We start from the raw sequence: 16,743 nt of genomic DNA on the forward strand, positions 1-16,743 counted from the left end.
GGAGCAGGCGCGCTCAGCCGCCCGCGCGCAGCTTGGCGCAGTCAACCGCGTCGCGTGCCGGCAGCCCCAGGGCCTTGAACTGAGCCGTCGTCATGCCGAGCGTCTGGTTCACGTTTTCGGTCTTGGCCACCATCTTGCTGGTCAAGTTGCCGTCCGGTCCATCGACCACTTCGTTAACGAAGACCGTTCCGGTCGCCTGCCGGTTTTCGTTCAGCGTGATCTTGCCGATCGGGCTGTCGAGCTGAAGCTTGTTGAGCGCTTCCTTGAACTTTGCCTGCCCGTTCGACAGATCGCCCCCGGCCGCTTCGAGCCCTTTGATGGCGGCCTGCGTGGCGACGTAGTAGCCCAGACCGAACAGCGACGGCGACGGCAGGCGCTGGGCGGCGGGGAAGGTGTCCTGATAGAGCTTCACATACGAGGTCCATGCCGGGTCGGTATTGTCGGCGGCGAAGGGGCCGGAGGTCGGCGTGCCCTTCAGCACGTCTTTCGCTTTACCTTTCGCCGTCAGAACCGTCTGGTCGGCCATGATGGTGCCGCCGATCAGGCGGGTCTTTTCACCGGCCTGCTGGTATTGATTGAGGAAGTTGATCGCATCCGTGCCGCCAAGGCCGAGATAGATCGCATCCACATTGTCCGGCAGCTGCGCGATGATCCCGCCGAAGTCCGATTGGCCGAGCGGCTGCCAGAACCGCTGGACGATGTCGCCGCCCGACTTGCAGAAATCCACCGCAAAACCCATGAAGTTCGTGTAGCCGAACGAGTAATCGGCTGCGATCGTTGCCACCTTCTTCCAGCCCTTCGTCTTCACGACGTAGCCGCCGAGGCCGTAACCCCATTGCGAGCCGTCGAGGTTGAAGCGGTAGAAGTTCGCCGCCGGGTCGACCCATGTCGTCTCGAGCGCGCCGGAAATGCCGTTGATCACCACCTTGTCGGGGATGGTCTTGGCGAAATCGCGCATGGCGATGCCTTCCGAGCCGGAAAGCGGGCCGATGATGAAGTCGACCTTGTCCTGCTCGATAAGCTTGCGAGCCATACGGACCGTTGTGTCGGGTTTGGTATCCGTCGGAGCGACGACGGTTTCGATCTTCTTGCCGGCAATGGTGTTGTTGACCTGTTTGAGCGCCAGTTCGACATTTCGGACGCCATCCTGGCCACCGGTCGCGAAGGCGCCTTCCAGCGCCACCAGAATGCCGATCTTGATGGTGCCGCTCTGGGCGAGAGCTGCGCCGGGCAGCATAAGGGCAGCCACCGCGACGGCGCCAAGCAAAGACTTGCGCATTGTTGTCCTCCCTCTGACGCGGAAGAGAGAATCCGGCAACCACGCCGGACCTTCCTCATGTGCGTCTCCTAACGCGCCCCTCGCGGGCGCCTTCAGGAAAGCTGCCGATCAAAGCGCAAGCCGCCAATATCCAAGCGTCTCATTTTCGCGGACGCTGTCATGCGCGGGCAGCGCAGCATCTCTCCGACTGCGAGCTCTCCGCTGCCCGATCGCATCTATTACTCATCCGCCGCGCGGTTTGAGACAAGCCGGATAGGTACGTGCTGATTACCCAATTCCGCCTCACCGCGCTGCCGGAAGTCTAACGCACCACGCAACAACCATGCTGGCGCGTCGGCGTGCTTACAGTTCAATTGGCATCCAGACCCCTCCGGCTGCGCTCGAGCGCAACACGGCATCCACCATCGCGACACCGGCAAAGCCATCCTCGATCGTTGGAAAGGTCACTTGGGGATCGCCAAGGGAAGCGGCACGCCTGGCCACAATAGCTGCGGCCACTTCGGTATAGATCGTCGCGAACGCTTCCAGATATCCCTCGGGATGGCCGGGTGGCGTACGACTGACGCGCTGACCTGCGGCATTCACAGACGTTGCGCCGCGGCGTACCAGGCGCGGCGCCTCGCCGAGCTGCGACCAGACGAGAAGGTTCGGTTCTTCCTGCCGCCAGTCCAGGCCGCCCTTCTCGCCGAAGATGCGTAACCGCAGCCCGTTATCGTTTCCGGGTGCAACCTGGCTCGCCCACAATGCGCCCCGCGCCCCGTTGTTGTAGCGCAGCAGAATTTGCACATTGTCATCGACACGCCGACCCGGCACGAAGATGGTTGTCTCGGCCAGAATCTGCTCAGGCATCATCCCGGTGACAAAGTGCGCCAGCTGATATGCATGGGTACCGATGTCGCCGACGCAGCCGCCTGCCCCCGCGCGCGCCGGATCGGTACGCCAGTCGGCCTGCTTCTGACCGGTGGCCTCGAGCGGATCGGCCAGCCATTCCTGCGGGTATTCGACCTGCACGATCCGGATCGCACCGAGTTCGCCGCCCTGAACCATGGCGCGTGCATGCCGGACCAGCGGATAGCCGGAATAATTATAGGTGACGGCAAACATCCGTCCGCTCGCGCGCGCCTTGTCGCGCAAGCGGCGCGCCTCCTCGAGGGTTGTCGTCAACGGTTTGTCGCAGATGATGTGAATGCCCGCGTCCAGGAAGGCGTCGGCGATCGGGGCGTGCATATGGTTTGGCGTGACGATCGCGACCGCTTCGATGCCGTCGCTTCGCGCGGCCTCGGTCTGCGCCATGGTCCGGAAGTCCGGATAGGATCGATCGGATGGAAGGCCGATCGCCGTCGCCGATCGGATCGCTTTATCGGATGAGGCCGAAAGCGCGCCGGCGACGAGTTCGTAACGATCGTCCAGGCGCGCGGCGATGCGGTGGACGGCGCCGATGAAGGCGCCTTCCCCGCCGCCTACCATTCCAAGTCGAATGCGTGGTTCAGCCATGTCGCGCGCTCCTGTCGATCTGTTCCGGCGCTCAACTGAGGCCCAATGTCCGTCGGATCTGCGCATCGTCGCTGGCGCCGCCGGCGAAGTCATCGAACGCCCGCTCGGTGACGCGGATGATGTGATCGCGGATAAAGCTAGCGCCTTCGCGCGCGCCGTCCTCCGCGTTCTTCAGGCAGCACTCCCACTCCAGCACTGCCCAGCGGTCGAACCCGATGGCGGCCAGCCGCGAGAAGATCGCCTTGAAATCGACCTGTCCGTCGCCGAGCGAGCGAAAGCGGCCGGCGCGATTGATCCAGGACTGGAAGCCCGAATAGACGCCCTGCCGCCCGGTCGGATTGAACTCCGCGTCCTTGACGTGGAAGGCGCGAATGCGCTCGGCGTAAATATCGATGAAGGCCAGATAGTCCAATTGCTGCAGGACGAAATGGGACGGATCGTAATTGATCGCGCAACGCGGGTGATTGCCGGTGCGCTCGTAGAACATCTCGAAGGTGATACCGTCGCAGACGTCCTCGCCTGGATGGATCTCGTAGCAAAGGTCGACGCCGGCTTCCTCATAGGCATCAAGAATGGGACGCCAGCGACGCGCGAGTTCGTCGAACGCCGTCTCGATCAGGCGCGGCGGCCGCTGCGGCCAGGGATAAAGAAACGGCCAGGCCAGCGCGCCGGTGAAGCTGACGCAGCCGGTGAGGCCGAGGCGGCGAGAAGCTTGCGCCGCCTTCATCATTTGATCGACCGCCCAGGTCTGACGTTCGTTCGCCCTGCCCCTGACGGTCGGCGGTGCAAAAGCGTCGAATGCCTCGTTGTAGGCCGGATGCACCGCGACGAGTTGTCCCTGCAGGTGGGTGGACAATTCCGTGATCACCAGACCATGGCTCGCGGCCACGCCGGCAATTTCATCGCAATAGGTCTGAGAGACGGCGGCCTTGTCGAGATCGATCAGGCGTGGATCGGCGGTCGGGACCTGAACGCCCTTGTACCCCAGTGATGCCGCCCAGCCGCAGATCGCATTGAAGCTGTCAAACGGCGGCGCTTCGCCGATGAACTGCGCCAGAAAAATCGCGGGGCCCTTCATGGTGGCCGGTCGGATGGTCGCTGACATTACATTTTCTCCGGTTCGGGCCACTGCGCCACGCCAGTAGGACGCCGCCTCATTGTCCGACAGGGACGCCGACCGTTCAATACGCGAGACGATCTTGATCGTGCCCCCCCGGGTGGTAGAGGCCGAGAACGAAGCGTTCGCCGGCGGCGCATGGCCGGCAGCCCGGCATATTCAATGAATCGCATCGCAACGGACGCAAATTTACGATCTCGCGGCGCGATGCGCCCGAGGCTTGCAGGAACGCTTCCGCCCTCTGATGTCAGAGGGCGCAGGGAATGCCGGATGCGCGCTGCACCCGCGGTCTCGTGTGCGATAGTGCAAAGAAAGCTGCACACGAGCATACAGGGCAGCGGAGAACATCCGACATTCCCTGCGCAGTGGCTTTACGGCTTATGACGCGCTCTCCCCGGTGAGACGGCCTCTATTGCCACCGTCGCCCTTCGGAAGCGTTAGCTCCCGAAAGACTTGACGCCGTTACGGGCGCCAGGACCACACGCTTTCGCCGTACGCTTCAGCCGCGACCGTCCATCGCAACTGTTACGTCCACCGCAACCCGCCCCTCGTCGTGACGACGGCCGACGCCCCTCTGAGTGGGACGGGATGGCTATTGATGTGCAGGTGATTTGGGGTCGAAGGAAAGGAAAATGTTTTTGATTTTCGGAAATTTAGGACTTGACATGATTTCTGAAAATCAAAATTGCTTTGCCCGTCGGGTTGATTTGTCGCACACGGGTCGCGAGATTGCGCTTGCGCGCAAGGCGACACAGTCCGTAGGGCGGATTTAAGCCGGAGGCGTAATCCGCCGACCAGCGGCGGAATACGCTACGCTATCCCGCCCTCCCGCCCCACGAGTTCTAAATGATACCTGTCTCGCGATACGGCGCGCCGTCCAACACACGTTGCCATCCAAAACGGCTCAGATCGATGGTCTGATAGCCGCCGTCCAGTATCAGTTCGGCGATCGCGCGCCCGCAGCCCGGTGCATGCATCAAACCATGCCCCGAAAATCCGGCCACCATATAGAAATTTGGCAGGCCGCCGGTCCAAGGCCCGATTATCACATTGCCGTCGAGCTCATTCTGATCATACAGCCCGGCCATCACGTTTTTCTCCTTCGTTTTTTCGAAGGCCGGAAACCGGTGTGCGAGCGCGGGCCACACGACCCTTTCAAAATAGTCATGCTCGATGTCGAAGTTGAACCCGCGCGGCTCGCTGGTGTCGGGCACGCCGCCTGAGTAACCTTTGCCCTCCGGTCGAAACGCCAATCGTTGGGGGTCCTTCAGGTAAGGCAGCGGCTCTATCGCCTCTTCGCTTTCGAAATAATGCTCGTAGCGGCGCATCGGCTCGATCGGCACCCGCATCCCTGCCATTGCGCTTACTTGTTTCGCCCAGGCCCCCGCCGCGTTCACCACATGATCCGTGGAGATGACAGCTCCCGATTTCAGCGCCACTTTTCGAACGCGTCCGCCTTGCGCCTCCAACCCAACAACTTCGTCGTCGAGGAACGTAGCGCCCAATGAGCCTGCTTTCCGGCGCAATCCGCGCAGGACACTGTAGGGATCCAGCCAACCGTCATCAGGGGAAAAAACCGCTGCCGCGAGATCGGTTACATTCATCGAAGGGAATTTGCTCTTCAGCCCGCTTTGGTCGAGCCAGACAACGTTCACGCCGTGCTCCTGCTGCACGCGAAAATTCCTTTCGAGCATGCCGAGATCATCAGGCGGGACGATGAACAGATAACCGTTTTTCCGGAAATCGATTTGCGCAGGCTCGTCGCCCACAGCCATGTCGGCTTCAAACCGTTCAAAGAACGGAATGCTGAAGTTGGAAAGCGCGATGTTCTCCGGCAGGGCGAAAAGCCGGCGAACGCCGCCGGACGCGCGTGGCGTGGAGGCGTGCTGATAGGACTTGTCCCGCTCGATCACGGCGACCGAGCAGGCCTTCGGGTGGCTCCTGAGGAAATAGGCAACGCTCGCCCCGACCGCGCCTCCACCGATAATTACGACGTCATAATGCACGTGGCTTCCCTCACATCAGGCAGCTTACGCCCAGCGCAGCAGCCAACTCACGATCCCTCTCATCAGCACCATCGTATAAGATAATTTGATATTTTATACAATCCTGTTAAATCGTATTCATCGGTAAAAGTTGCGTATGGGAGCAGGCAATTGAACAAAATCAGCCTCAAGGCCTTTTGCGCGGTCCTGGCCTGTCTCGGGCCAAGCGCTGACCTCTATGCTCAGGACAAGTCGGACACCCTCGACAAGATCAAGAGCACCGGCGTCATCACGCTCGGCCATCGCGATACATCGATTCCGTTTTCGTATCTCGACGACGCCCAGCGCGTGGTCGGCTATTCGATCGATCTCTGCTCCCGCGTCATCGACCAGGTCAAAACGGTCACCAAACGCCCCGACCTTCAGGTCAAGTATCAGCCTGTCACTTCCGCAACGCGAATTCCGCTGCTTGCCAACGGGACGATCGACATCGAATGCGGTTCCACGACCAACACCGTGGAGCGGCAGGCCCAGGTGGCATTTTCATCCACGACCTATTTGACGACCAGCAACTTCGTCTCGAAGAAGTCGGCGGGCATCCGCGGATTCGATGATCTCAGGGGTCGCACGGTGGTCTCCAGCGCCGGCACCACGTCGCTTCGGCTCCTCAACGAGCTTAACGCCAAAAAAGGTCAGGGCATGTCGATCATCCCGGCCAAGGACCACGCCGAAGCATTCCTGATGGTTGCGACCGATCGCGCGGCCGTGTTCGTGATGGATGACGTTTTGCTGGCCGGATTGATCGCGAACGCGCAGGACCCATCGATCTACGCCATATCGAGCGAATTCCTGTCCGTGGAGCCTTACGCGATCATGATGCGGCGCGACGATCCCGGCTTCAAGCAGCTGGTCGACGCCACGCTCGGTGACGCATTCCGTTCCGGTGAGTTCGAGCGCACCTACCGGAAGTGGTTCGAATCACCGATCCCGCCACGGAACATCAACCTCAAACTGCCCATGAGCGAAGCACTCAAGAAGGCTGTTCTGCACCCTACCGACTCGGCAGACCCTGCGGCCTATCAATAAGCTGCCCGATCTGTCTCTGTTGCATAGTTCGCTGCAACGCGATTTTATAGGAAAGAGTCGCAATCAGGCGACGACGGCGGCGATCGCTCATCATGAAAAACGGCACATCGCCAAGGAAATCTCCAAGGAACAAGCGTCGCTCAGGCACCTTGCCGGACAAGCGGCCTGGTTCTGCGGGCAACATCCACCCTGCGGAAACTTTGAAATCGTCGGCGCCGGACGTGGTCAGGGACGGGTTACGAAAAGCGATCTTTGACGGCGACCTCGTCGCAGGCACGCAACTGCGGCAGGACGAACTCGCCAGCCGCTTTGGCACAAGTCGCATTCCGGTGCGCGAAGCGCTGCGACAATTGGAAAGCGAAGGGCTTGTCACGTTGCACCCAAATCGGGGAGCGGCGGTATCGTCCATTTCGCTTGAAGACGTGCTGGAGCTCCTGGAAATCCGCATTGGTCTGGAATGCCGCGCCCTCAAACTTGCCATCCCGAACATGGTCGGCGACGATTTTGATCTGGCCGCGGAAATTCTGCGCGGCTATGACGACGAGCCGGAGCCCCGGAAATGGGGTGAGATGAACTGGCGGTTTCACGAAACGCTGTACATCCCATGCCAACGGCCAAAGCTGCTGTCGATGATTGAATCGAACTACGGGCACGTGGGCCGCTTCGTCAGGCTGCAAGTGTCGATGGCGGCCGGCAAGGAGCAACCCAACCGCGACCATTGGGCCATCCTCGACGCTTGCCGCGCAGGAGACGCCGGCAAGGCCGTCAAACTGCTCGAAGATCACATCGTGCAGACGCAAAAGTCTCTGATGGCCGCGATGCGCCGAACGTCCGGTCGCGCGTTTGCGGTCTCGAATTAGCGCATAGGGTGGATTTAAGCCGAAGGCATAATCCACCGACCAGCAAAGCGGCGGAATATGCTGCGCTAGCCCGCCCAACGGACGACATGCCGGCGCTACCTTAGGCGATGCTGATGTCAGTCGCCGGAAAATCGTTGCCTTTGCACAGTAACGGCGCGTTCATAACCTTTGCCAGCGCGTAAGCGAAGCAATCACCATAGTTCAGCGCAGCACTATGACCGGTCCCTTTGCCGAATTGCAAATGCGCCAAACGGGCTGCCTGCGCTTGATCCGGCGTCACCGATTCTACCCGGATGCCTGCCGCTTTCATGAAATCGTCGAGCCATCGCTCGGCCTTTTCCGGTGCAAGCTTTTTCAACCCACGCAGTACGATTGAGACCTCCACGAGATTGGCGGCGGACATAACCGGATCGTCGTCGGTAGCGATGCTTCGGGCATAATCCTCCGCGTCATGCTCCTGGCGAAAGATAGCGATGACGGCCGAACTGTCGACCACGATCACGTCGGTAATCCATGGTCGTCATACCCGAGGATTTCATCCGGACTGCGGCCTGTGTCCGGGAGCTTGGCAAACTGGCTGCCGATCTTCATCAATCGAGCCGCGATGCTGTCCGTTCGGCGGCGGCGCTGCTCCCTTGCAAGGCGTTCCCGCAAAGCCAGCGTGACGGCCGAAGTCAGGCTTTCGCCAGTTAGCTTGGCAAGCTCAGCCGCAAGCTTGTGGGCTTCGTCGTTCTTGATGTTCAGATGCATCGCCTTCCTCATGGTAGAAATATACACATCTTCTACCATCAAGGCAAGATTGGGCGTTGCGGTATACCGCCTGCCCCTACCCCCCACCCACCAACGCCAGAAACACCCGCCGCACCTCGGCCTCGGTCTCCCTTACCCTTGCCTGCAGCGTCGAGAAGTCCGGGGTGTCACCGGCTCTGGCCATCACGCGCTGCAGGTTTTCGCCTGCGGTTTCCGGGTTGAACTTGCCGTTCACGCAGAGCCGCAAAATCTGGGTCAGGTCGTGATAGAGCCGCGTGGCGGAGCGCAGCACTTCGGCTTCGGCTTGCGGCAGCACGCCTGACCGGGCGGCGTTGTCGAGCACCTGCAGGGTGGAGACGCTGAGGATTTCGGGCTTCTGGGACGCATAAGCGAGCTGCAGATATTGCGCGATGAAGTCGATATCGACGAGGCCGCCGGCGGCGAGTTTCAGGTCCCAGATGTCGTCCTCGCCCTTTTCCAGCGCGATGGCGCGGCGCATGTCGGCGACGTCGCCGGCGGTGCTGGCGGGATCGCGGGGTCGGACCAGGACGCCGCGGATGATGTCCTCGATCTTCTTGCGGAACGCGGGCGATGCCGAGATCACCCTCGCGCGTGTCAGCGCCATGTGCTCCCAGGTCCAGGCCTCGCGTTCCTGGTAGTCGGCGAATGAATCGATCCGCGACGCCACCGGGCCGGCGCGGCCCGAGGGGCGCAGCCGCATGTCGACGTCATAGAGCACGCCGTAATTGGTCCGCGTCGTGAAGGCCGAGATCAGGCGCTGGGTCAGCCGCGCAAAATATTGCGCGCCGTGCAGCGACCGCTCGCCGTCGGAATCCGGATGCTCCTCGTCGAAATCATAAAGCAGGATCAGATCGAGATCGGAGGACGCGGTCATCTCGCGGCTGCCGAGCCGGCCCATCGCGAGGATCGCGGTCTCCTGCCCCTTGATCCTGCCGTATTGGGTCGCGAACTGGTCGGTGACGAGACCATGCACGGTGTGCACGATGCCTTCGGCAACATCGGCGAAGGCGACGCTGGCCTGCTGCGCCGATACGGTACCTGAAAGAATGCGCGTGCCGATCAGGAACAGGCTTTCCTGGCCGAACAGACGCAGCCGGTCGAGAAAGTCCTCGTAGGAATCCGCGTCCTTCAATGTCGTCGCAAGGCGCGCGGACAATTCCTTCTGGTCCGGCATCGCGCCGAAAAAGCGCGGGTCGATCAGCCCGTCCATGATCTGCGGCTGGCGCGCCAGCATGTCGCCGAGCCGCGGCGCCGCGCCAAGGATCAGCGCCACCAGTGCGACGAGATCGCGGTTCTGGCTCAATAGCGAAATCAACCGCCCGCCGCGCTGCAGCGCGCCGAGGAAGCGGTCGAACGCCGTCACGGCATCGTCGGGGTCTTCGGCATGGGCGAGGCCGTCGATCAGGCCGGGGATGAATTCGATGAACGCGCTTTTGGTGGCCCCGTTACGCAGCGCGCGATAATCGCCTTCGATCCATTGCTGCACGGTCTTGGCCACCGTGACCGGCTTCTTGAAACCGAGCGTGGCGAGATGGTCGAGCAGCCGTTGGTCTTCCGCACCGCCGCCGTAATTAACGTCGGGCAGTTTCTCGGTGCCGGTGGGATCGCCCTCGAACAGCTTGCTGTAGTGCCCCTGCACGATATTGAGGTGGCCGAGCAAATCCTTCGCGAAGGCGGCGCGGCTCTCATAGCCGAAGAAGTTTGCAAACCGCGCCACGGCATCGGGATCGTCCGGCAGCGCATGGGTCTGCTCGTCGGATATCATTTGCAGCCGGTGTTCGACGCGGCGCAGATATTCGTAGGCGAGGTTAAGTTCTTCCTGCGCCTGAAACGTGATCCAGTTGCTGGTCGCCAGCACCTGCAATGCCTGCAGCGTCGGCCGCACCCGCAAATGCGGATGCCGGCCGCCGGCGATCAATTGCTGGGTCTGGGCGAAAAATTCGATCTCGCGGATGCCGCCGCGGCCGACCTTGACGTTATGGCCCTCGACCGAGATCTCGCTCTGGCCGCGATAGGTCTGCATCTGCCGCTTCATGTCGTGGACGTCGGCGAGCGCGGCAAAATCGAGATGCTTGCGCCAGACAAACGGGGCGAGTTCGGCGATCAGCGCCTCGCCGGCCCTGGGATCGCCGGCACAGGGCCGCGCCTTGATCATCGCGGCGCGTTCCCAGGTGCGCCCTTCCCGCTCGTAGTAATGCAGCGCCGCGTTGGTCGACATCGCGACCTGCGTCGAGGCGGGATCGGGCCGGAGGCGAAGATCGACTCGGAACACATAGCCGTCGCCGCTGCGCTGCTGCAGAATTCGTGCGAGCGCCTGCGTGACGCGCACGAAGAACGGCGCCGGCTCGATGTCGGCGACGAGCGAGGTCGCGGCGGGATCGAAAAACACGATCAGGTCGATGTCGCTGGAATAGTTCAATTCGCCCGCGCCCATCTTGCCCATCGCAAGCACGATCAAGCCGCAGCCTTCCTCGGGCTTGTCAGGGTTGGCCGCATTCATCCGGCCGCGCACGACCTCCTGGCGGAGCAGGAACCGCAACGCCGCCTGCACTGAAGCGACCGCGAGATCGGTCAGCGCCGCCGTCACCCGCATCACCGGCCAGACGCCGCCGATGTCGCACAGCGCGGTCATCAGCGCGGCTTCCGCCTTTAGGCGGCGAAGCAGAAGCATCACGTCGGCTTCGCTGGCCGCATCGAATACGTCGTCGGTGGTTTTCTCGATCAGCGAGGAAAGGTGCGACTCCGGGTCGCACGCCAAGAGGCGGATCAGCCGCGCGGCGTCGGCGCGGATCAGATCGAACAGATAGGGCGAGAATTCCGCTATCCCGAGCAGGATGCGCCTGGCGAACGGCCGCGTCAGCACGGCCTCGAGCGCAGCCGACTGCGCCGGCTCCAGTTCGGAGAGCCAGGCTGAAAATATCTGTTCGGCATTGCTGGAAGCGGAGACATGCGGCCCGTCCACGAAGCGCGCGGCGAGGCCCTGTCCTTCCGCGTTGCCCGGCGCGGATGAGTTCATGCCACCTTCTGTGGCACATCCGGCGTTTGAGCCGCAAGCCTGTCGCCGGAGGCCGCGCGCGCCGGAATGGCCAGCGTCGCGATCAGGCCCGGATGCGCATCGCCGAGCCGGAGTTCGCCGCCGTGCAGGGTTGCCACCGCCGAGGCCAGGCTGAGGCCGAGGCCGGAACCGGGCAGCGTCCGGCTGGCTTCCAGCCGCACGAAGCGCTCCACCGCGTGCTTGCGATCGCCTTCGGGAATGCCGCGGCCGTGATCGGTGACGCTGAGCAGCACGGAATCGCCCTCGCGCCGCGACTCGATCAGGATTTCCCTGGAACGTGCCGCCACGCCGGCGTCCAGCGGCTGCACGGTTGGGTCGGGCTTGCCGTATTTGATCGCGTTCTCGACCAGATTGGCCAGCGCCTGGCTGATCAGCTCGCGGTTGCCGTGAAGGGCCGCGGATGCGGCCTTGACGCGCAGGGTCAGGCCGTCGTCTTCGGCCAAGGGCTCATAGAGTTCGTGGATGCCTTTGGCGACGTCGGCGGCGTCGAAATCGTCCATGTTGCCGCGCGCCTGCCCGGACTCGGCGCGCGCGATCATCAACAGCGCATTGAAGGTGCGGATCAGCCCGTCGGATTCCTCGATGGTGCGTTCCAGCGCCGCGCGGTATTCGGCCTCGCTGCCGGAACTCGCCAGCGCCTCCTCGGCGCGGTTGCGCAGCCGCGTCAGCGGTGTCTTCAGATCATGGGCGATGTTGTCGGAGACTTCCTTCAGCCCCGTCATCAGGGCCTCGATCCGCTCCAGCATGGCGTTGAGGTTTTCCGCGAGCCGATCGAGCTCGTCGCCGCTGCGGCCCACCGGCAGCCGGCCAGTGAGATCGCCGGCCATGATGCGCTGGGTGGTGCCGGTCATGGCGTCGATCCGGTGCAGCACCCGCCGCGCCACGAAGATGCCGCCGCCGAGGCCGAGCACGATGACGACCAGCAGCGACCATTGCGCGGCGTTGGCGACGATGCCGAACATCCGCCTTCGTTCCTCGAGGTCGCGTCCGACCAGCAGCCGAAAACCGTTGTTGAGTTGGGTGACGCGAACCAGCGCGCGATGGTGGGCGGTGTCCTGCTCGTCGAGCCGGCGGTACGCCGTCTCGGACCAGCCTGAGGAAGCCATCACGCCCGGGGACAGCGATTCAACATTGCCGCCGAACGCCGTTCCCGCCGGCGTGGTGACGAGATAGAGGTTGGCGCCGGGCCGCAGCGTGCGGCGGCCGAGCGTAAGGGCAAGGCCCTGCAGACCGCGGCGTTCGTAGATGGTCTCAATCTCGGCGATCTCGGCATTGACGGTCGCGGTGATCTGCTCGTTGATCATCCGCCGCGTATTCCAGGCGAAGTAGCCCAGGAGCGAGGCGGCAAACAGCGCAAACAGAAACAGGTACACCAGCGTCAGGCGAAACGCCGTGGTGCGGATCAGTTTACCGAATGCCGTCACGGATCATGTATCCGGCGCCGCGGATCGTATGCAGCAAGGGCCGCTCAAAGCCCTTGTCGATCTTGGAGCGCAGCCGCGAGATATGCACGTCGATGACGTTGGTCTGCGGATCGAAATGATAATCCCAGACGTTTTCCAGGAGCATGGTGCGCGTCACCACCTGCCCTGCATGCTTCATCAAATATTCGAGCAGGCGAAACTCGCGCGGCTGCAGCGTCAGCTCATCCTTGCCGCGGGCGACGCGGTGCGACAGCCGGTCGAGTTCGAGATCGCCGACCTTGTAGGTGGTTTCCTCAGCCGGACCGCCGTGGCGGCGCGACAGCACTTCGACGCGCGCGAGCAGCTCGGCGAACGAATACGGCTTTGGCAAATAATCGTCACCACCGGCGCGCAGGCCCTTGATGCGGTCGTCGACCTGGCCGAGCGCGGAGAGGATCAGGACCGGCGTGCGGTTGCCCTTTTCGCGCAAGCTGCCGATCAGCGACAGGCCGTCGCGCTTCGGCAGCATGCGGTCGACCACCAGCACGTCGTAATCGCCGCTGTCGGCGAGCGACAGCCCTTCCTCGCCATCGCTGGCGAGATCGGCGATGTACCCGACTTCACGGAACGCCTTCACCAGATAGTCGGCGGACTCGCGGTCGTCTTCGATGATCAACAGGCGCATTTGGGAGGCGGTTGCGGTCTGAGAAGCGATTGTGCTCACGTTGTGGGCCTTTTCTCACCATGGCGCGGGGCGCATGCCGATGCAAGGCAGCGGGGAACCCGCGCAACTTTTTGTGTTCCCAAAGCTTCGGTTTCCGAAGCTCTGGATCGTTGTTTTGACGCGTTTTCTTCACGCAAACCGGTACCCACTTTGCTCGAAAACGCTTTCGAGTAAAAAAAGCGGGCGGCGAGGCTGGGGGACCCCGCCGCCCTTTTCCCTTCCGACAGAGGGGGGCGTATTCCATCGAAAGGTAGCTGGAGGGAGCGAGTTTTGCACCCGCTCCCCGGAAGGAGCCGTCGGCGGGGGCGACTGTTGCCGGCGAAACCCTCCATCTCGTATTTAACCCTTCGCTACCGGCACTGCCACGAACCGCGACGAACCGCCGCTCTTCACGCGCATGAGAACGCTGCTCTTGTTGTCGCTGCGCGCCGCGTTGATCGCATCACGCACTTCGCCAGCGGTAGCGACGCTCTTGCCGGCGACTTCCAGGATCACATCGCCTTCCTTGAAGCCGCGCTCGGCCGCCGCGCTCTTCGGGTCGACCTCGGTGACCACGACGCCTTCCTTGCCGGCGCCGGCCACGCTGTTGGCGGGGGCAACCGTCATGCCGAGCTTCGGCACGTCGGTTCCCTTGTTCGGCTTGGCCTTGTCGCCGTCGTCGATGCTGGCCTTGGCCTCAACGGTGTTCGGCAACTGGCCGAGCGTGAGGTTGACGACCTTGTCCGTACCCTTGTGCAGCACGTTGAGCTTGACCGCGGCTCCCGGCGCCAATCCGCCGATGGTGCGGGCGAGTTCGCGCGCATCCTTGACCGTCTCGCCGTTAACAGCGGTGATGACGTCGCCGGATTCGATGCCGGCCTTGGCCGCCGGACCATTGGCCTGCGGTTCCGCCACCAGCGCGCCTTCCGCTTTTTTCAGGCCGAGGCTGTCGGCGATATCAGCGGTCACCGGTTGGATCTGGACGCCGATCCAGCCGCGGGCGACCGAGCCCTTGTCCTTGAGCTGGGCGACCACGCTTTTTACCGTGGAGGCGGGAATCGAGAACGCGATGCCGACGCTGCCGCCGGACGGCGAATAGATCGCGGTGTTGACGCCCATCACCTCGCCGGCGGTATCGAATGCCGGTCCGCCCGAGTTACCCTTGTTCACGGGCGCGTCGATCTGGATGAAATCGTCATACGGACCGTTGCCGATGTCGCGGCCGGACGCCGAGACGATGCCGGCGGTCACGGTGCCGCCGAGGCCGAACGGATTACCGACCGCGAGCACCCAGTCGCCGATCCGCGGCTTGGAGTCGGACAGCTTTGCGAACGGGAAGTCGGTGCGGCCGGCGACCTTGATCAGCGCAAGGTCGGTGCGCGGATCGGTGCCGATCACCTTGGCGCTGTAGCTCTTGCCGTCGTCCATCGTGACTTCGACCTTGTCGGCGCCGTCGACGACGTGATTGTTGGTCACGGCATAACCGTCAGGCGAGATGAAGAAGCCGGAGCCCTGGCCGGTCACCGGGCCACGGCCGCCGCGCGGGTTACCGCGCAGGCCGGGCGGCAAACCATCCGGTCCACCGAAGCGGCGGAAGAAGCGCTCCATCGGCGAGCCCGGCTGGAACGGCGTATCGTCGTCCCGGTTGGCGCTGTCGTCCTTGTCCTTGCTGGCAACCTTCTCGGCGATGTTGATCTTGACCGAAATCACCGACGGCTTCACGCGCTCGACGATGTCGGCAAAGCCGATCGGCCGCTCAACCTTGCGGACTTCGTTGTTGACCTGCGCGTGCGCCGCGCTGGTGAACACATCGATCGGGCCCGACGAAGGGCTGAAACCATAGACCGCAGCGCCGAGGCCGGCGACGACGGACGCCATCAGCGCGAATTTGCGCGCCGAGAACAGGGAGCGGCGCGGGGCGCCATAGGAGGGAAGCGAGGAAAGATCGACGGGACGTTCAGTCATGTTGGGAAATCTCCAGATCCAGAATTCGACGGTGCGGGGGGCTGGGCACCTGACAGGACGGAAGATGGGGTCTGGCGCCTTACCGCGCGCTGGCGAGGGAATTAAACTTTTGTAATGGAGGCGGTTATGACTGCGGCAGTTTAGCGCAGGCAATCCAACGGCTTAGCGCCGGCCGAAAGTGGCGGTTCGAGGGGCGCTGCGGCCTTTTTCATTTGCCGCAATGGCGCCGCTAACCGCCCCTGGATTTACTGGGCTTTCCGGACTTATTCCCGGTTTTGCTGCTCGCGCCGTTGGCCAGGATGTCCGCCATCTTCTCGATTTCGCTGGCGTCGTCCCATTGGCGGTCGGGGGCGAAGACGCACCGCGTCAGGAAATACCCGACATGCATGCAGTGCACGGCACGCGCCAGCACCTCGACATCGACATCGCTGCGGAGCCTGCCGTCGGCGCGCAGATTCTCCAGGCTTTCGATCATGGGTTCCCAGATATGCCGCTGCCACAGCTCGGCCATCGCGCCTCTGATGTCGTCGTTCTGAATCATCTCCGCGGTGACAGTGCGGGCGATTCCCGGGTTCTTGACCACCATCGTCATCTCCTCGCTGGCGGCCGCGATGAACCAATCCTTCAGGCTCGGGGCCCTCGCCTTGATCTGCTTTTCGCGCGTCTCCCACTGCCGCGTCAGGCCCCGCTGCAGCATGATCGGAAACAGCACGCGCCGGACCAGGTCGTTCTTCGAGGGGAAGTAGCGAAACATCGTCTTCTCGGTGACCCCCGCGCGCCGCGCGATTTCGGCTGTCGTGGCGCCATCGACGCCGCGCTCGCCGATCAGGGCGACCGCGGCATCGATGATCGCTTTCTCCTTGGCCGTGGCCGGTGTGAGGAATTTTTCGGTCTCGCGTTCGAGATCGGCCATCGACAGGCGGGATTTCCGGGAAGGCTTTTGATCCATGACTTTGAGAATCCTCACTTTTCGCACGGGAGTATAGTGATCACTATCTTTTTGTATAGTACCCACTTTACTTTTA

General features: G+C 62.8%; 14 protein-coding genes. 3 read left to right on the top strand and 11 right to left on the bottom strand.

Going from position 1 to position 16,743, the window contains the following annotated elements:
* Positions 1–13: 13 nt before the first annotated feature.
* The 3 genes from JQ641_RS08800 to JQ641_RS08810 form a co-directional block, all read right to left on the bottom strand.
* Positions 14–1,279 carry an ABC transporter substrate-binding protein gene (locus JQ641_RS08800; protein ID WP_211995594.1) on the bottom strand — a complete coding sequence of 422 codons (1,266 nt, stop codon included), beginning with the start codon at positions 1,277–1,279 and terminating at the stop codon, positions 14–16.
* A 342-nt stretch (positions 1,280–1,621) separates the two neighbouring features.
* The gene (locus JQ641_RS08805; protein WP_502754940.1) at positions 1,622–2,839 is read right to left on the bottom strand and encodes a Gfo/Idh/MocA family protein; all 1,218 of its coding nucleotides are present in this window, start codon (positions 2,837–2,839) and stop codon (positions 1,622–1,624) included.
* Positions 2,805–3,878, bottom strand: a complete 1,074-nt coding sequence (locus JQ641_RS08810; RefSeq protein ID WP_249150287.1) for a sugar phosphate isomerase/epimerase family protein — start codon at positions 3,876–3,878, stop codon at positions 2,805–2,807. Before JQ641_RS08810 ends, JQ641_RS08805 begins: the two co-directional genes overlap by 35 nt.
* A 644-nt stretch (positions 3,879–4,522) precedes the next feature.
* Here JQ641_RS08810 and JQ641_RS08815 point away from each other — a divergent pair.
* Positions 4,523–4,663 (top strand): hypothetical protein, encoded by a 141-nt coding sequence (locus tag JQ641_RS08815; RefSeq protein ID WP_211995596.1) that lies wholly within the window; start codon positions 4,523–4,525, stop codon positions 4,661–4,663.
* A 69-nt stretch (positions 4,664–4,732) separates the two neighbouring features.
* On the opposite strand, the gene JQ641_RS08820 is transcribed toward JQ641_RS08815, so the two are convergent.
* The gene (locus tag JQ641_RS08820) at positions 4,733–5,896 is read right to left on the bottom strand and encodes an NAD(P)/FAD-dependent oxidoreductase (RefSeq protein WP_211995597.1); all 1,164 of its coding nucleotides are present in this window, start codon (positions 5,894–5,896) and stop codon (positions 4,733–4,735) included.
* Between the two features lie 159 nt (positions 5,897–6,055).
* Between JQ641_RS08820 and JQ641_RS08825 the strand changes: the two genes are divergently transcribed.
* Both JQ641_RS08825 and JQ641_RS08830 read left to right on the top strand, forming a co-directional pair.
* A complete protein-coding gene (locus tag JQ641_RS08825; RefSeq protein ID WP_211995821.1) occupies positions 6,056–6,961 on the top strand; it encodes a transporter substrate-binding domain-containing protein in 906 nt (301 codons plus the stop codon).
* Positions 6,962–7,053: 92 nt separating this feature from the next.
* The gene (locus JQ641_RS08830; RefSeq protein WP_211995598.1) at positions 7,054–7,821 is read left to right on the top strand and encodes a GntR family transcriptional regulator; all 768 of its coding nucleotides are present in this window, start codon (positions 7,054–7,056) and stop codon (positions 7,819–7,821) included.
* A 100-nt stretch (positions 7,822–7,921) separates the two neighbouring features.
* Here JQ641_RS08830 and JQ641_RS08835 read toward each other — a convergent pair whose 3' ends face one another.
* From JQ641_RS08835 to JQ641_RS08865, 7 genes are all read right to left on the bottom strand, one after another.
* Entirely contained in the window at positions 7,922–8,323 is a 402-nt protein-coding gene (locus tag JQ641_RS08835) for a type II toxin-antitoxin system VapC family toxin (protein WP_211995599.1), read from the bottom strand.
* Entirely contained in the window at positions 8,320–8,571 is a 252-nt protein-coding gene (locus JQ641_RS08840) for a type II toxin-antitoxin system VapB family antitoxin (RefSeq protein WP_211995600.1), read from the bottom strand. Before JQ641_RS08840 ends, JQ641_RS08835 begins: the two co-directional genes overlap by 4 nt.
* A gap of 76 nt (positions 8,572–8,647) precedes the next feature.
* Positions 8,648–11,608: a bifunctional [glutamine synthetase] adenylyltransferase/[glutamine synthetase]-adenylyl-L-tyrosine phosphorylase gene (locus JQ641_RS08845; RefSeq protein ID WP_211995601.1), complete on the bottom strand. Its 2,961-nt coding sequence runs from the start codon at positions 11,606–11,608 to the stop codon at positions 8,648–8,650.
* Positions 11,605–13,071 (bottom strand): sensor histidine kinase, encoded by a 1,467-nt coding sequence (locus JQ641_RS08850; protein WP_211995602.1) that lies wholly within the window; start codon positions 13,069–13,071, stop codon positions 11,605–11,607. Before JQ641_RS08850 ends, JQ641_RS08845 begins: the two co-directional genes overlap by 4 nt.
* The gene (locus tag JQ641_RS08855) at positions 13,055–13,735 is read right to left on the bottom strand and encodes a response regulator transcription factor (protein WP_192734724.1); all 681 of its coding nucleotides are present in this window, start codon (positions 13,733–13,735) and stop codon (positions 13,055–13,057) included. The genes JQ641_RS08850 and JQ641_RS08855 overlap by 17 nt, the downstream gene beginning before the upstream one ends.
* A gap of 378 nt (positions 13,736–14,113) precedes the next feature.
* Positions 14,114–15,718: a Do family serine endopeptidase gene (locus JQ641_RS08860; RefSeq protein WP_211995603.1), complete on the bottom strand. Its 1,605-nt coding sequence runs from the start codon at positions 15,716–15,718 to the stop codon at positions 14,114–14,116.
* 229 nt (positions 15,719–15,947) lie between these two features.
* Positions 15,948–16,667, bottom strand: coding sequence for a TetR/AcrR family transcriptional regulator (locus JQ641_RS08865; RefSeq protein WP_211995604.1), 720 nt, complete (start codon positions 16,665–16,667; stop codon positions 15,948–15,950).
* Positions 16,668–16,743: the final 76 nt, after the last annotated feature.

This window comes from Bradyrhizobium sp. JYMT SZCCT0180 (assembly GCF_018130165.1).
Classification (GTDB): domain Bacteria; phylum Pseudomonadota; class Alphaproteobacteria; order Rhizobiales; family Xanthobacteraceae; genus Bradyrhizobium.

Bases quoted from the DNA above. Each gene is read 5' to 3' on its own strand.
- JQ641_RS08830 (WP_211995598.1), top strand. From the start codon at position 7,054: ATGAAAAACGGCACATCGCCAAGGAAATCTCCAAGGAACAAGCGTCGC.
- JQ641_RS08800 (WP_211995594.1), bottom strand. From the start codon at position 1,279: ATGCGCAAGTCTTTGCTTGGCGCCGTCGCGGTGGCTGCCCTTATGCTG.
- JQ641_RS08810 (WP_249150287.1), bottom strand. From the start codon at position 3,878: ATGTCAGCGACCATCCGACCGGCCACCATGAAGGGCCCCGCGATTTTT.
- JQ641_RS08860 (WP_211995603.1), bottom strand. From the start codon at position 15,718: ATGACTGAACGTCCCGTCGATCTTTCCTCGCTTCCCTCCTATGGCGCC.
- JQ641_RS08805 (WP_502754940.1), bottom strand. From the start codon at position 2,839: ATGCGCAGATCCGACGGACATTGGGCCTCAGTTGAGCGCCGGAACAGA.
- JQ641_RS08840 (WP_211995600.1), bottom strand. From the start codon at position 8,571: ATGCATCTGAACATCAAGAACGACGAAGCCCACAAGCTTGCGGCTGAG.
- JQ641_RS08865 (WP_211995604.1), bottom strand. From the start codon at position 16,667: ATGGATCAAAAGCCTTCCCGGAAATCCCGCCTGTCGATGGCCGATCTC.
- JQ641_RS08855 (WP_192734724.1), bottom strand. From the start codon at position 13,735: ATGCGCCTGTTGATCATCGAAGACGACCGCGAGTCCGCCGACTATCTG.
- JQ641_RS08845 (WP_211995601.1), bottom strand. From the start codon at position 11,608: ATGAACTCATCCGCGCCGGGCAACGCGGAAGGACAGGGCCTCGCCGCG.
- JQ641_RS08815 (WP_211995596.1), top strand. From the start codon at position 4,523: ATGTTTTTGATTTTCGGAAATTTAGGACTTGACATGATTTCTGAAAAT.